Origin of the sequence: Streptomyces maremycinicus (genome assembly GCF_001184025.1) — a bacterium.
In the GTDB taxonomy this organism is placed as follows: Bacteria; Actinomycetota; Actinomycetes; order Streptomycetales; family Streptomycetaceae; genus Streptomyces; species Streptomyces maremycinicus.
In genome coordinates this window covers 707,152-719,977 of the sequence record NZ_BBYG01000008.1, presented here as the reverse complement: position 1 = coordinate 719,977, position 12,826 = coordinate 707,152, and the positions used below count along the sequence as shown (strand labels likewise).

The 12,826-nt window shown below is 70.6% G+C and carries 15 protein-coding genes; 11 read left to right on the top strand and 4 right to left on the bottom strand.

The window, feature by feature from the left end:
* Nucleotides 1–16: 16 nt before the first annotated feature.
* The 3 genes from AOQ37_RS03430 to AOQ37_RS03420 form a co-directional block, all read right to left on the bottom strand.
* Nucleotides 17–502, bottom strand: a complete 486-nt coding sequence (locus AOQ37_RS03430) for a hypothetical protein (RefSeq protein WP_062640922.1) — start codon at nt 500–502, stop codon at nt 17–19.
* Nucleotides 499–1,050, bottom strand: a complete 552-nt coding sequence (locus tag AOQ37_RS03425) for a DUF4913 domain-containing protein (protein ID WP_062640920.1) — start codon at nt 1,048–1,050, stop codon at nt 499–501. Before AOQ37_RS03425 ends, AOQ37_RS03430 begins: the two co-directional genes overlap by 4 nt.
* 240 nt (nt 1,051–1,290) lie before the next feature.
* Entirely contained in the window at nt 1,291–2,046 is a 756-nt protein-coding gene (locus tag AOQ37_RS03420) for a DNA-methyltransferase (protein WP_062640918.1), read from the bottom strand.
* Nucleotides 2,047–2,557: 511 nt separating this feature from the next.
* On the opposite strand from AOQ37_RS03420, the gene AOQ37_RS03415 reads away from it, so the two are divergent.
* From AOQ37_RS03415 to AOQ37_RS03395, 5 genes are all read left to right on the top strand, one after another.
* Nucleotides 2,558–3,676: a C40 family peptidase gene (locus tag AOQ37_RS03415; protein WP_062640916.1), complete on the top strand. Its 1,119-nt coding sequence runs from the start codon at nt 2,558–2,560 to the stop codon at nt 3,674–3,676.
* A gap of 135 nt (nt 3,677–3,811) precedes the next feature.
* Nucleotides 3,812–4,126: a DUF6112 family protein gene (locus AOQ37_RS03410; RefSeq protein WP_062640914.1), complete on the top strand. Its 315-nt coding sequence runs from the start codon at nt 3,812–3,814 to the stop codon at nt 4,124–4,126.
* Entirely contained in the window at nt 4,126–4,818 is a 693-nt protein-coding gene (locus AOQ37_RS03405) for a hypothetical protein (RefSeq protein WP_062640912.1), read from the top strand. Before AOQ37_RS03410 ends, AOQ37_RS03405 begins: the two co-directional genes overlap by 1 nt.
* A 36-nt stretch (nt 4,819–4,854) precedes the next feature.
* The gene (locus AOQ37_RS03400; protein WP_062640911.1) at nt 4,855–6,234 is read left to right on the top strand and encodes an SCO6881 family protein; all 1,380 of its coding nucleotides are present in this window, start codon (nt 4,855–4,857) and stop codon (nt 6,232–6,234) included.
* An 81-nt stretch (nt 6,235–6,315) separates the two neighbouring features.
* Nucleotides 6,316–7,788, top strand: a complete 1,473-nt coding sequence (locus AOQ37_RS03395; RefSeq protein WP_062640909.1) for an SCO6880 family protein — start codon at nt 6,316–6,318, stop codon at nt 7,786–7,788.
* On the opposite strand, the gene AOQ37_RS03390 is transcribed toward AOQ37_RS03395, so the two are convergent.
* Complete coding sequence (locus AOQ37_RS03390) at nt 7,728–8,231, bottom strand: hypothetical protein (protein ID WP_062640907.1); 504 nt, start codon at nt 8,229–8,231, stop codon at nt 7,728–7,730. The two genes, AOQ37_RS03395 and AOQ37_RS03390, sit on opposite strands and share 61 nt — an antisense overlap.
* A gap of 163 nt (nt 8,232–8,394) precedes the next feature.
* Between AOQ37_RS03390 and AOQ37_RS03385 the strand changes: the two genes are divergently transcribed.
* The 6 genes from AOQ37_RS03385 (at nt 8,395) to AOQ37_RS03360 (ending at nt 12,797) form a co-directional block, all read left to right on the top strand.
* Nucleotides 8,395–8,868 (top strand): DUF6238 family protein, encoded by a 474-nt coding sequence (locus AOQ37_RS03385; protein WP_062640905.1) that lies wholly within the window; start codon nt 8,395–8,397, stop codon nt 8,866–8,868.
* Between the two features lie 23 nt (nt 8,869–8,891).
* On the top strand, nt 8,892–9,431 hold the full coding sequence (locus tag AOQ37_RS03380) for a hypothetical protein (protein WP_062640902.1): 540 nt from the start codon (nt 8,892–8,894) through the stop codon (nt 9,429–9,431).
* 46 nt (nt 9,432–9,477) lie between these two features.
* The gene (locus tag AOQ37_RS03375) at nt 9,478–10,992 is read left to right on the top strand and encodes a putative type IV secretion/conjugal transfer ATPase (protein ID WP_062640901.1); all 1,515 of its coding nucleotides are present in this window, start codon (nt 9,478–9,480) and stop codon (nt 10,990–10,992) included.
* A 15-nt stretch (nt 10,993–11,007) separates the two neighbouring features.
* Entirely contained in the window at nt 11,008–11,568 is a 561-nt protein-coding gene (locus AOQ37_RS03370; protein ID WP_107085083.1) for a hypothetical protein, read from the top strand.
* Between the two features lie 121 nt (nt 11,569–11,689).
* Complete coding sequence (locus tag AOQ37_RS40280; protein ID WP_159401288.1) at nt 11,690–11,857, top strand: hypothetical protein; 168 nt, start codon at nt 11,690–11,692, stop codon at nt 11,855–11,857.
* Nucleotides 11,847–12,797 carry a hypothetical protein gene (locus tag AOQ37_RS03360; protein ID WP_062640897.1) on the top strand — a complete coding sequence of 317 codons (951 nt, stop codon included), beginning with the start codon at nt 11,847–11,849 and terminating at the stop codon, nt 12,795–12,797. Before AOQ37_RS40280 ends, AOQ37_RS03360 begins: the two co-directional genes overlap by 11 nt.
* Nucleotides 12,798–12,826: the final 29 nt, after the last annotated feature.

Genomic DNA, 12,826 nt, shown 5'->3' with positions numbered 1-12,826 from the left:
GCGAGGCTCCGTGCGTTCAGCGGGTGTGATGGTGCGCGGGGTTGTGTGCGGGACGGGGCAGGCCCGGCAGTGCGGTGGGCGGCGGACCGGGCTGGGGCGCGGGGCCGCGGGTGGTCAGCTGCGGGGGACGGGAGCGGGCCGCGTGGGTGCGGGCGCTCAGCGGCCGGCGGGCCATCCCCAGCCGGCGGCCGACCTCGTCGTAGACGTCGTTGCCCGCACGCGGCCGGACCGCGACGACGTGGATCTCCTTCGGGTGTGCGGACTCCGCAGGCGCCGGGCGGACGCCGTAGACGACGCGCCAGTCCTTCCGCGAGTCCACGAACAGCTTGCGGTAGCCCTCCAGGTCACCGTCGAGGCGTAGCCCGAAGCGCCGCGCGTTCACGACTTCCTGCAGGTAGGCGAGGGTGAGGTCGCGGATATCGCTGGGGGCTTGGAGGAGATCGGTCAGCGCGCGGGGGTCGAAGCTCAGTCCGAAGGCGGGCTGTCCCTGTCCCGCGGTCATGTCGTCGGCTCGTCCGGCTCGGCGGGCCCGGCGGCTTCCGCCGCAGCCGCCGTCTCCGTGCGCACGGACGGCGGCGGACCGGGCAGAAGACGGTGCGCCGGCCGGTCGGGAGAGGTCATGCAGGCCGACAGCGGCCCGCCCGGCGCGCGGATCGCCGCCAGGGCGTGGGTGAGGAAGTCCCGGTGCCACACGAACAGGCCACTCAATCCGGCTTCGGGGTCCTTGTGTTGCTGGTAGGCGAGCCACAGGGCGTGGAGCCAGGCCACGACGTCATCGTGCTCCTGCCACTGCAGGCACCAGGGCGCCGCGGTGGTGACCTCCGACCCGTACACCGGGAGGAAGAAGTCGTCGACCCAGTCGCTGAGCGCGTCGAGTTCGTCTTCCCGTTCCTCCCCGTCGAGTTCCAGGATCGGGCGGGGCTCCGGCGGTGCGGCGGCAGGCGGCCCGCCGAGCCCCGGCATACCGAACGCGGCGAACGGCGATCCGCTCGGCTCCGGGGCGGACGCGAGGTGGTCGAGTTGCTGCGCCTGTTGCGCCGACTGCTCCATGAGCCGTCGGACGCTCGCCTCGATTCCCTCCAGCTGCGGATCGGGAATGCGAACCGGCTCCAACTCCCCATCGTCAGACGGTTTTCTGGATTCGGGCATGAAAAGTTCGGCCTCCTACGAGACACGGAATGAGAGGAAGACGGAAACGGCGAATCGCGGACCGGCCGGCGAGTTACAAGTCCGCTTCGTCGGATTGCCGCCTCGGACGCCGGTCGCCGTGACGGGAAGCGCGCTCGCGGCTCAAACGGTGAGAATCACGTCGCCTTGCGTGAGGGTCTCGCGGATCGTCTCGGTGAGCCGGTCGGCCGCGATCGATGCGTAGTGCTCGGTCTTCTCCACTCCGATGAAGTCCCGGCCTTCCAGCAGGGCGGCGACGCCCGTGGAGCCGGAGCCGGCACAGAAGTCGAGCACCGTGCCGCCGTCGGGGCTGATCTTGACCAGCTCGCGCATCACCTCGACGGGCTTCTGCGTGATGTGCTGGCGCTTCGCCCCCGAGGGCTGCGAGGCAGAGTACAAGCCGGGCAGATAGACGGGGTTCCGGGAGCCGTCGATCGCTCCCTTCGACGCCCAGACGATGAATTCACAGTTCTGAGTGAACCGGCCCTTCTGGGGGCGGGCCTGCGGCTTGTGCCAGGCCAGCACACCGCGCCACAGCCACCCGGCCGCCTGAATCGCGTCCGTCGTGATCGGGAGTTGACGCCAGTCGGTGAACAGCAAGGCGGTGCCGCCGGCGCGGGTGAGGCGGTGGGCTTCGGTCATGATCTGCGTCAGCCAGAACCCGTAGCTGCGCTGGTCCATGTTCTCGCCGGTGAAGTCCGGCAGGGTGTGCTGGGCGTCGGCGGAGGTGTACTTCTGCTTCGCGGAGCGGGTGGTGCGCTCCTTCGCGGTCCTACCGCCCGAGTTGTACGGCGGATCGGTAATGACGGTGTCGACGCAGTCGTCCGGAAGGCTGGCGAGAACACTGAGGGCGTCGCCCTGGTGCAGGGAAAAAGGCAAAGAGGAACCCCTATTCGGGTGCGGATTCGCGGCGGGAACTACCCCTCTCGCGCAGGAGTCCTCGCGGGCCGGTTTTGGGCATGCAGAAGCCCAGGGCCACAGGCCGAGGAGGGCGAGGGGGAATCCAAAAACTGTAGAGGCGAATCCGTCGACGACCAAGAAGTGCGTTGCTGAGGTGTCGGATTCCGGCACCTCACGCCGACTTTTTGGTCAACCGCCGATCCGCGCTTACTGTTTTTGAACCGCCCGGCGCACACCGCCGCTGGCTACTTCCCGCCATACCTCACGGAGGTACCCCTTGCCCCGGCACGCCTAGCTCACGGCCCGGCCACGCGGAGCGAGCGGCAACTCGCCCACACCGGCCCGTCCCGATCGCCCACCCCGGCCGCCGCGCCCTTCCACCCCGCCTCGCGCACGCGGCGCGCCGGACACCGCACCCGAAGGACACGCTCATGACGTCTCGCTACCCACCCACGCCCGAACCCGCTAGCCCCCGTGCGGTCCGCTCCGGTTGAAGTGGCTCGCCGCCGGCATCGGCGTCGTCTTCCTCTCCCCGATCCTGATCGCCGGCGCCGGCATGATGCTGGCCTCCTCCGCCGACGCCGTGCAGAGCAGCGGCTCCTTCAGCAGCTGCCTGACCGACATCGACACCGACAAGATCGCCGAGCAGGTCACCAAGATTCTCGACGGCGCGTCCGGCAAGAACGTCCACATCGAGGGCCTGGACCTGCCCGCCGAGCAGGTCCCCAACGCCCAGACGATCGTGGCCACCGGCCTCTCGCTCGACGTCCCCAAGAAGGGACAGATCATCGCGCTCGCCACGGCGATGCAGGAAGGCCGGCTGCGCAATCTCAACTACGGCGACAGGGACTCCCTCGGCCTGTTCCAGCAGCGACCCTCCCAGGGCTGGGGCAGCGCCCAGCAGATCCGCGACCCGGTCTACGCGAGCGAGCAGTTCTACAAGCACTTGGTCAAGGTGAGCGGCTGGCAGCAGATGACCGTCACCCAGGCCGCCCAAGCCGTGCAGAAGTCCGGCCTGCCGGACGCGTACGCGCAGTGGGAGAACCTGGCCACCGCACTGCAGGACGCCATCGCCAAGACCTTCCCGGGCGGCGGCAACGATGCGGACCAGGGCAAGAAGCCGTCGACCAGTACGACCGGCTGCGCGCCGGGCCAGGACGGTTCCGGCTTCGGTCGCATCCCCGAGGGCAGCGTCCCGAAGGGCTACGCGATCCCCAAGGACGCCGATCCGAAGGCGCGCAGGGCCATCGAGTGGGCCATGCACCAGCTCGGCACGCTCTACCAGTGGGGCGGATCCTGCACGAACTCGCACGGCCCCGACCCGATGGGCCGCTGCGACTGCTCCAGCCTGATGCAGCAGGCGTACGCGCATGTCGGCGTCACGCTCACCCGCACCACCTACACGCAGGTCAACGAGGGCAAGGCGGTCTCGCCCGCCCAACTTGAGCCCGGTGACCTGATCTTCAGCCGCGGCACCGCCGCCCGGCCCGAGCACGTCGGCATGTACATGGGCGAGGGCCTCGTGATCGAGGCGCCGCGCACATCAAAACCGGTCCGGATCACCCCGATCAAGGACTGGACGATTCTCGTCGCCCGCCGCGTCCTCTGACGCCGCCCCCGCCCGGCACCGCTCCGGGCGGGCCGCCGCCGCGGCCACTCCCGCGCCCGAGCGCACTACCCCCTCCGCTTCCCCTTCCCGCCGGCCCTCGCCTGGCCCGCGTATGCAAGGAGCCCCGCCACCCCTATGTCCGTCCCTCTCTCAGACCGCGTCATCCAGCTCGCCTACGACCCAGGAATCTCGCCCAAGGGCGGCGGGTTGCCCGGACTGAGCGTGCTGAAGAGCGTCGTCAACTCGATCAACCTATTCGGGATCATCGCCGTCGTCGGCGCCCTCGCCGTCTCGCTCGGCGTATGGGCCTGGGGCCACCACACCGGTGGTCACCAGGCCGAGGCCAACGGCAAGAAGGGCGCGGTCGTGGCCGCGGGCGCCGCCCTCGGTCTGGGTGCCGCGAACGGCATCGTCGCCTTCTTCTCGGCCCTCGGGTCGCAGGTCCGATGATGCCGAAGCGATTCCCCTCCTTTTCGCTGTCCTCGTACGGCGCAGGCTGGTCGGCCAACCGGCGCATCGCGATCGTCGCCTCCGTCGTCGCCGTCCTGCTCGCCATCGCCGGGATCGTCGCCCTGCTGACCGGCGGCGGCAACAGCCGCCAGGCCCCGGACGCCGCCGCGCCCGCCCCGGCTGACAGCCCGTCCTCCTCCGAGGCCGCCCCGAAACCTTCGTCCGGTTCCGGATCGGTGCCCAAGCCTCCGCAGATCGCCGAGCCGGTCGCCTACGCCAAGGCGGCGGCCCAGATGCTGTGGTCCTACGACACACGCGACACCAGCCGCGACCAGCAACTCGCCGGCATGCGCGCCTGGATGACCACCGAGACCAAGTACACCGACTGGGCCTCGGTCTCCGGCCAGGTGCCCGATCCGGTGCTGTGGTCACGGATGGCCGACCAGGACCAGCACGCCACCGCCAGCGTCACCGAGGGCCACTACCCCTCCGCGTTCAAGGCGGCCCTGGCCGACGACCCGTCCGCGATCACCCAGGCATACATCTACGTCGTCACCGTCAACGGCAAGCAGCAAATCGCCTGGAGGAAGGGCGGCGGCGGAGCCGAGGAACGCGCCGTGACCCTCGCTGTGCAGTGCCGCCCGAATCACGACTGCACCTTGGCCGCCATCGCTCCGAGCGTCACGCAGTGACCCGCGCCTGACACAAGAATGGAGGAGTAACTCCCCGTGGGTTTCTGTGATTTTCCCCTGGCAGACAAGCTGTGCGCCGTCGGCGACGCGGTGGATTTCGCCTCGGACCCCGGCAAGGCCATCGGCGACTGGATGGCGAAGTCGGCAGGTGAACTGGCAGCCGCCGCAGCTGATCTGGCGGCCGAGGCGGTCAACACCACCACCAAGGTCGACCTGAACGCCGGCTGGTTCCGCGACAACTACGAGATGCTCTTGCCGCTGGGCCTGGTTCTGCTGGTCGCGACGTTCTGCGCGCAGCTCGTCCGGGCCGCCGTCAGACGCGACGGACAAGCCCTCACACAGGCATTCACCGGCACCATGTCGGGCGTTCTGTTCGCCTTCTGCGCCATCACCCTGACCACGGTTGCCGTCGAGGTGGTCGACGCCGTCTCCGACGGCCTGTTCAAAGCCGCGAAGCTGGACATCGCATCGGCAGTGCGCCGCATCGTGAAGGTGAACCAGATCGCCGGCCTGTCCGGACTGGGCTGGCTCGTTGCGGTCGTCGCCGGTCTCGGCGCCGCCATCGGCGCCTTCCTCTACTGGTGCGTGATGATGGTCCGCAAGGTCGGCATCCTCGTCATGGTCACTCTGGCGATCTTCGCAAGTGCCGGCGGCGGCTGGGAGGTCGCACGCCGCTGGCGCAAGGGCTGGATCGAAGCCACCGCCACCCTCGTGGTCTCCAAGCTCCTGATGACCGTGATCTTCGTACTCGGTATCGCTGCCATGGGCAAGACCGAGGCCAAGGACGGCATCGCCGCTCTGGCCGACGTCATGTCCGGCATCGTGATCATGATCCTGGTCCTGCTGTGCCCGTACGCCGTCTTCAAGTTCGTGCACTGGGCGGCCGACGGCACCGACGGCGAGTCCATCCACCGGGCCGGTGGCGCTGGAGCCCAGATCGCCAAGGCCCACGCCGAGAAGGCCGCCCGCAAGGCCGCCGCAGCTGCGGCCACCGCCGGAACCGGTGGCGCTGCAGCCGGAGCAGGCGCCGCACCGCAGGGGCCCGACGCCGCTGGCGGGGGCAGTTTCCCCGGCGACGTCGCCGCCAACCCGACCGGTGGAGGCGGAGAAGGCAGGGAAGGTTCGCAGGGCGGCGGCGGAACGGGCGTCTCACCCGGTGGCGATGCCGTCAAGTCCGGTCTGGAGAAGGCCGTCCAGCCCGGGCCGACGAGCGTGTCGGACGACACCACCGGCCAGGTGGGCGGCAGCCCGGGTCCGGGCGGATCCGGCGCGAGCGCCGCGTCCGGCCAGGGCGGCGGATGGCAGTCCATGGCGCCGACCACGACCCCTCCGCCGCAGGGCGCACCCCCGTCCTCCGGCTCACAGAACGCCACGTCCAGCGGGTCGGCATCACCGCCGCCACCGACCGGCCTCTGATCCCCTGCCCGACTCCCGGGGGCGGGATGTGCACGCCACCTCCCGTCCCCGGGTTCCACCCGCGCCTCCAGGACCCGCCCCTTGACTGATCTCTCCGTCGCCCCGGTCACGGTGAAGTTCCCGCACCGGTCCCGCCGCGGCATCCTCCTCGGCCTCTCCCTGCCCCAACTCGTCCTCGTGTCGTGCACGTTGGCGCTGCTGCTGATCACGGTGATCTCCACCGGACTGCTCGGCGCCGTCGCCCTGGCCCCGCTGTGGGCTGCGTCGGGGTCGCTCGTCGCGATCCGCCGGCACGGCCGCTCCCTGATCGACTGGGCGCCCATCGTCGCCCGTCACGCACAGCGCCGCCGCACCGGCCAGACCCTCTGGCTCGCCCGGCCCGTCACCCGGCCCCGGCAGGACGGCATCCTTCACCTGCCCGGCACCGCAGCCTCCCTCAAGGTCGTCACCCCCGGCGACTCCGCCAACGGCGCCGCAGCCGTGCACGACCCGCACCGCCAGACCCTGACCGCCATCGCCCGCGTCACATCCCGAGCTTTCGCCCTCCTCGACCCCGCCACCCAGAACCACAACGTCAACAGCTGGGGACGCGCGCTGGCGGGCATCGCCCGCACCGGGCACATCTCCACGGTGCAGGTCCTGGAGCGCACCGTTCCCGACTCCAGCGACACCCTCGTCCGCCACTGGGCCCAGCACGGACACCACCAGACCCCGGTCGCCGGGCAGATCTACTCCGAACTCGTCGCATCCGCAGGCCCGGCCGCCGCCCCGCACGAGACCTACCTCGCCATCTCCCTCGACCTCAAGGCCGCCAAACGCCTGATCTCGCAGGCCGGTGGAGGGCTGCCGGGCGCGTTCACCGTCATGGAGCAGACCACCGCCTCCATCGCCCAGGCCGCCCGCAACGCCGGACTGCTGGTCACCGGGTGGCTGAGCGCCCGGGAGATCGCCGCCGTGATCCGCACCGCCTACGACCCGAAGGCCCTCGCCGCGCTCCAGCAGTGGTCCGACACCGGCCGCGCCGAGGCGGACCCGGCAGCCGCCGGGCCCGTCGTCCAGGTCGAGGAGTACGACCGGCTCGCCACCGACACCGCCCGCCACGCCACGTACTGGGTGGAGAACTGGCCGCGGACCGAGATGGGGGCCGGGTTCCTGCACCAGATCATGTTCACCGCCGGGGTCCGCCGCAGCCTCTCCCTTATATACGTGCCGCAGCAGCTCGAGTCCGCGCTGCGGGACGTCCAGCGCAAGAAGGCGGCGATCATCGCCGATGCCAACGAGCGCGCCCGCCGCGGCCAGGTCGACAGTGAGGAAGACTCCGTCGAGTACGCCGACGTCAAACAGCGCGAGCGCCAGCTAATCGCCGGGCACGCCGACGTCGCCCTGACCGGCTTGGTCACCGTCACCGCCGACACGGATGCTCTCCTCGACGCGGCCTGCGCGCAGATCGAGACCGCCGCCGTCACCGCCGGCGTCGACCTGCGCCGCCTCAACTACCAGCAGCCGACGGCCTTCACCCTCGCCGCCCTGCCCCTCGCCCGCACCGCTCTGTAACGCCCTTCCAGACTCCGGGACATGCGCTGACATCCATCAACGACGACGAGCTGAGACGCGAACTGCGCGCCCTGCTCACCTCCTGCCAGGAACTGGCCGCCCGCCACTGCGCCAGCCTTGATCAGTACCGCGACAGCGACGGCGACGTCACCGAGGGGAAGTACGCCGACTACGACGAGGCCAGGATCAGTACCGCCCTTGAGGCCGGCGACCGGTTCGACACGGTGCTCGAATGCCTCGCCGACCTCGTAGGCCCGCCGACTCCCCGTGCGTTCAGGCTCACCTTCGCCGGACGCGAGCGGCACGACGGCCAGTACGCCGCCAACCTCGACGACGCTGGCCGCGTACTGGCCGGCCTCCCGAGCTGGCACGAGTGGTACCAAGCCGACGCCGGCTGCGCCGAGGAAGGCGCGGACGTCGGCTACATGCCGGAGCAGAGCCATGCCGGCTCGCCTTCCTCTGGCTACTTCGTCGACCTTCGCGGCGAACAGAGCCCGCGCCCGTACCCGGCCAACTCCACAGCGCTCTCCGCCGCCCGTCACAACGCTCTCGCCACCGGTCCGCGACCGGCCGCTGCCCCCGCCTCCTCGGCGGCAAGGACCCCCATTGACCCACCCCCGCACCACTGAACTCGACGCGCACCCCTACCTCCGCGCCGCCAGCGCCGGAGTCCGCCATCACACCCGGGCCCTGGCCCGGTCAGCGCCCGCCTCCCCAGCGCCGGTGGATCGAGTGCACCTCGACGTGGTGCACGCCCATCTGACCGCGCTGCATCACCTGCTCGACCAGCTCGCCGATTCCACCCGGCCCCCGCACCCCGCCGCCGGACGACACCTCGCGACCGCGCGCACCCGGCTGTTCCAGGCCGCCGCCGGCGTGCACGACGCCTTCCATCTCCTGCCCGTCGCGGATGAGACCCCGACGGACACGGGCTGCCACCCCGAGCGGCTGCCCGAGGGACCGCCCGTCCTGACCATCTGCCAGCGGCACCTGGCCGCAGGCCACGTCGTCCGCCGCAAGACCACCCCGAGCGACCTCAACACCCCGCTGCACGGCCACACCACGAACTGCAGCCAGTAACCCGCACCACCGAAAGGCACTGCATGCGCGCTCTGAAGCGCTCCACCTCCACCGCCGTCATCCTGGCCGCACTCGCCGGCACCGCCGCCCTGGCCACCGCCACCCCGGCATCCGCCGCCAGCTACCACTGCAAGACCAGCAGCCACTCCGTCGACGACCCGAGCTATAACGGACCCGACTCCGACAACTGGGACTTCGACGTGACGCTCTGCGCCATGAGGTCCGGCGGCTACATCTACACCACCGCCACCGTGTACTGGGACGGCCCGTACACGGCCAAGAACCGCAACACCTACACCTTCAACAACGCCAAATTCCAGCTGCAGACCAAGAAGAGCGTCCGCGGCACGGACCCGGTCGTGAAGTCCGGTACCTACACCGGACTTGAGCACGCGCTCGAACACAGCAGCAGCCACGGCAACGGCTCCTACTCGACCGGAACCCTCAAGCACAAGGCGGGCACCGGCCGCTACCTCGCCGACGGCTACATCCAGCTGGACTGGTCCGGCGACGGCAAGAGCTACCGCAGCCCGATTCTGTTCACCGCCTCGCCGGTCGTCTGACCCCCGCACCTCGTCCAGACCGCCGTCCCGTGAAAGCCGCCCCTCTATGAGCCACCGGCCCGCGCGCCGCGCCCGTCGCGCCTCGGCCTCTCCCTTGTTCACCCCGCACGGCACCGACCGCGCCTCCCGCAAAGCCGCCCGACGGCAGCTCGCCGAGGCCGCCGCGAAGGCCCGCGCCGAGGCAGCCGCCCACACCAGCGGCGCCGGCGTGGAGGAGCAGGAGATGCCGCCGCCCCTCTTCCCGCCCGCCGGGCGGCCCGGCCCCGCGTCCTCACGCAACAACAAGCTCAAGCTGCCCGCCCACCGCATGACCACCGCCACCGCAAGCGGGGCCTACCCGTTCCTCGCCGAAGGCGGCCTCGGCGCCGAGGGCATCTACATCGGCCGCGACGTCCACGCCGAAGCCAGCTTCGTCTTCGACCCGTTCGCGCTGTACGGCAAGATCGAGGGCTTCACCAACCCCAACGTGCTGTTGGCCGGCGTAATCGGGCAGGGCAAGAGCGCGTTGGCCAAGAGCTTCGCGCTGCGATCGATCGCCTTCGGATACCGGGTCTACGTCCCCTGTGACCCCAAGGGTGAATGGACGCCCGTGGCACGGGCGCTGGGCGGCACCTCGATCGCGCTCGGTCCCGGGCTGCCAGGCAAGCTCAATCCCCTGGACGCGGCGCCGCGACCGCCGTCGGTCTCCGAGACGGACTGGGCGGGTGAGATCCGCAAGCGCCGTCTGCTGCTGCTCGGCTCGCTGGCCCGCACCGTGCTCGGGCGGGACCTGCTGCCGATGGAGCACACCGGCCTCGACGTCGCTCTGGACGCCGTCGTCACCCGCGCCGCCAAGAGCGGACGCACCCCGCTGCTCGGCGACATCGCCGCCACCCTCAACAACCCCGACGAACTCGACACGGCCGGCGGCCTGGTGTCCGGCCACCTCGGCGACGCCTCCCGCGACCTGGCCCACGCCATGCGGCGCCTGGTCCACGGCGACCTCGCCGGGATGTTCGACGCCCCGAGCACTGTCACGTTCGACCCCAACTCGCCGATGCTCACCATCGACCTGTCCCGGCTCGGCGGCGCCGGTGACGACACCGCCCTCGTCCTCGCCATGACCTGCGCCTCGGCATGGATGGAGTCCGCGCTGTCCGACCCGAACGGCGGCCGGCGCTGGATCGTCTACGACGAGGCATGGCGCCTGATGCGCCACCCCGGCCTCCTGCAGCGCATGCAGGCGCAGTGGAAGCTGAGCCGTGGACTGGGCATCGCCAACCTGATGGTGATCCACCGACTGTCCGACCTGCTCACCGCCGGCGACGCCGGCTCCCGCGGACGGGCCCTGGCCGAAGGTCTGCTCGCCGACTGCTCCACCCGCATCATCTACCGGCAGGAGACCGACCAACTCCACGCCGCAGCAGCGCTGTTGGGCCTGACCTCGGTGGAGACCGACGCGATCTCCCACCTCAACCGGGGCCGGGGCTTGTGGAAAGTGGCCGGGCGCAGCTTCATCGTGCAGCACCTCCTGCACCCCCACGAACTGGCGCTCTTCGACACCGACGCCCGTATGCACTGAAAAAGCAAGAGGCTCATGAATTCCGATGCCCAGCGCGAACTGATACCTCGCGACGCCACCCTCCACCTTATCGGCGCGCTCGACGACATGAAGGCCAAACTCCTCGGCGCCGCCGAGCAGTGGCAGCTGCTGGACGAGACCGGTCATGTGCCGGCCACGCCGTCCCACGCCGATCTGCTTCAGCATGCCGCCGACGCGCAGGCCCTCTCCCGCGACGTCGTCCGCATGACTGCCGAATTCGCCCGGACCGCCCACAGCACGAACCGCGCCGGCAGCGCCGTACTTGCCCAGCTCGCGGCTGCGGCCACCATGTCGAGCCACGCCGCACCGCACTTCACCGAGACCGCCCTATCCCTGCCCCGGTCCTCCAGCCCGACCGACCGGCACCACCGGGAAAACCGCATGGTCATCGACCACGCAACAGCCCGCGCCTATCTGCGGCGCACCTCGGAATCGCTCCGCGACGCGGCCAAGGAACTCAACGCCCACCTCGACTTCCACCGCTTCTTCCCCACGCCTTCCCAAGAGCAGAGCCCGGCGCCTCCGCCGCCCAGGCCGAGCGCACGCCACCGTTAGCCCGCACCGAAGCATCCACGCCGGCATCGCCCTCTCAAGGAGTCCCCTGAACCGCCCCGCCCATTTCAGCGACGCCGACTGGGCCGAGTACCAGCAGTGCCAAGCCGAGCACGACGACCTCATGGCCCAGGTCGCCGAGCGCGAAGCACAGGTGGAACACGACCTGATCAACGCCTACGACGAGTACGAATTCGACTTCACCCCTCTTCCGGAGCCAAAGCCCAGTCCCACGCGCCGGACCCCGCCGCTGCGCCACGCACCCTCGCGCGGGAGAAGCCGTGGTCGCTGAGGACAAGAACACCCCGACCGCCTCCCACGCCGACGCCCGCCGCACGTCCGTCGACGCGTCTGCGTTCGCGCCGCTCCCCGACCACCGCAACGTGGACACCGCCTGGTGGCAGGAGCTGTGGCGCAGCCACGCGCACATCACCACGCCCCTGCGGCAGCGCGGGCTGGAGTGCGACATCGAGTTCGGCCTCAGCGCGTACATCGTGCGCGTGTCACTCCCCGACGGCAGTTACCTGATCATCGGCCCGCCGCAGGAGCCCTCCTGCGACCGTCCGCCAGGGGACCCGCAGGGGTGGATCGTGACCCGCCAGCATCCCGACGACCAGGCGCTGTTCGAAGTGATCTACGACTCGGCCCCCTCCGCCGACCCCGGTGCCCCTGAGCGGCCCGAAGCCCGCCACGGCGGCAACGCCACGCACCTGATCGAGGCGATCGACCAGCGGCTCATCCAACTCGGGCTGCTGCCCGCTGTGGCCTCGTCCACCGCAAGCGCGCTCATGTCTGCAGCCACGCCGACGCTCCGCGCGCCCAAGACCCCGGACGTCTCCGACAACGCGGACCGCACCTCCGTCTACGTCCACGGCGACGCGCTCCTCGCTCTTGCCGACCGACTCAACGCAACCGAGTCGCATGCGGACGCCGCCGCCCTGCTGCACCAGGTCCTGGACCCCACCAGCGGCCTGCTGGAGCGGCTCGGCGAGTTCTTCGAAGCAGCCGGGGAGAAAGCCAAGGAAGCCGAGCAGGACGACGGATTCGACCTCCACTACGACCTTGAGGACGCCGCGGCCACCTTGCGCTGTCTCGGTGAGGACCTGCACACCGCTGTCGACCGCATGCGTGCCCTGGCCCCCGCGCGGCAGACCACCAGCGCTGCCCTGGCTTCGGGCCCAAGCCCGGGGCTGCCGACGGCGAAGATCCGCACGCCGGGTCGCACCCGGTGAACCCGGCACGCCCCACGTCCACGAGCCGC

Bases quoted from the DNA above. Each gene is read 5' to 3' on its own strand.
- AOQ37_RS03410 (WP_062640914.1), top strand. From the start codon at position 3,812: ATGTCCGTCCCTCTCTCAGACCGCGTCATCCAGCTCGCCTACGACCCA.
- AOQ37_RS03430 (WP_062640922.1), bottom strand. From the start codon at position 502: ATGACCGCGGGACAGGGACAGCCCGCCTTCGGACTGAGCTTCGACCCC.
- AOQ37_RS03425 (WP_062640920.1), bottom strand. From the start codon at position 1,050: ATGGAGCAGTCGGCGCAACAGGCGCAGCAACTCGACCACCTCGCGTCC.
- AOQ37_RS03380 (WP_062640902.1), top strand. From the start codon at position 8,892: ATGCGCGCTCTGAAGCGCTCCACCTCCACCGCCGTCATCCTGGCCGCA.
- AOQ37_RS03390 (WP_062640907.1), bottom strand. From the start codon at position 8,231: ATGGCTCTGCTCCGGCATGTAGCCGACGTCCGCGCCTTCCTCGGCGCA.
- AOQ37_RS03405 (WP_062640912.1), top strand. From the start codon at position 4,126: ATGCCGAAGCGATTCCCCTCCTTTTCGCTGTCCTCGTACGGCGCAGGC.
- AOQ37_RS03375 (WP_062640901.1), top strand. From the start codon at position 9,478: ATGAGCCACCGGCCCGCGCGCCGCGCCCGTCGCGCCTCGGCCTCTCCC.
- AOQ37_RS03370 (WP_107085083.1), top strand. From the start codon at position 11,008: ATGAATTCCGATGCCCAGCGCGAACTGATACCTCGCGACGCCACCCTC.
- AOQ37_RS40280 (WP_159401288.1), top strand. From the start codon at position 11,690: ATGGCCCAGGTCGCCGAGCGCGAAGCACAGGTGGAACACGACCTGATC.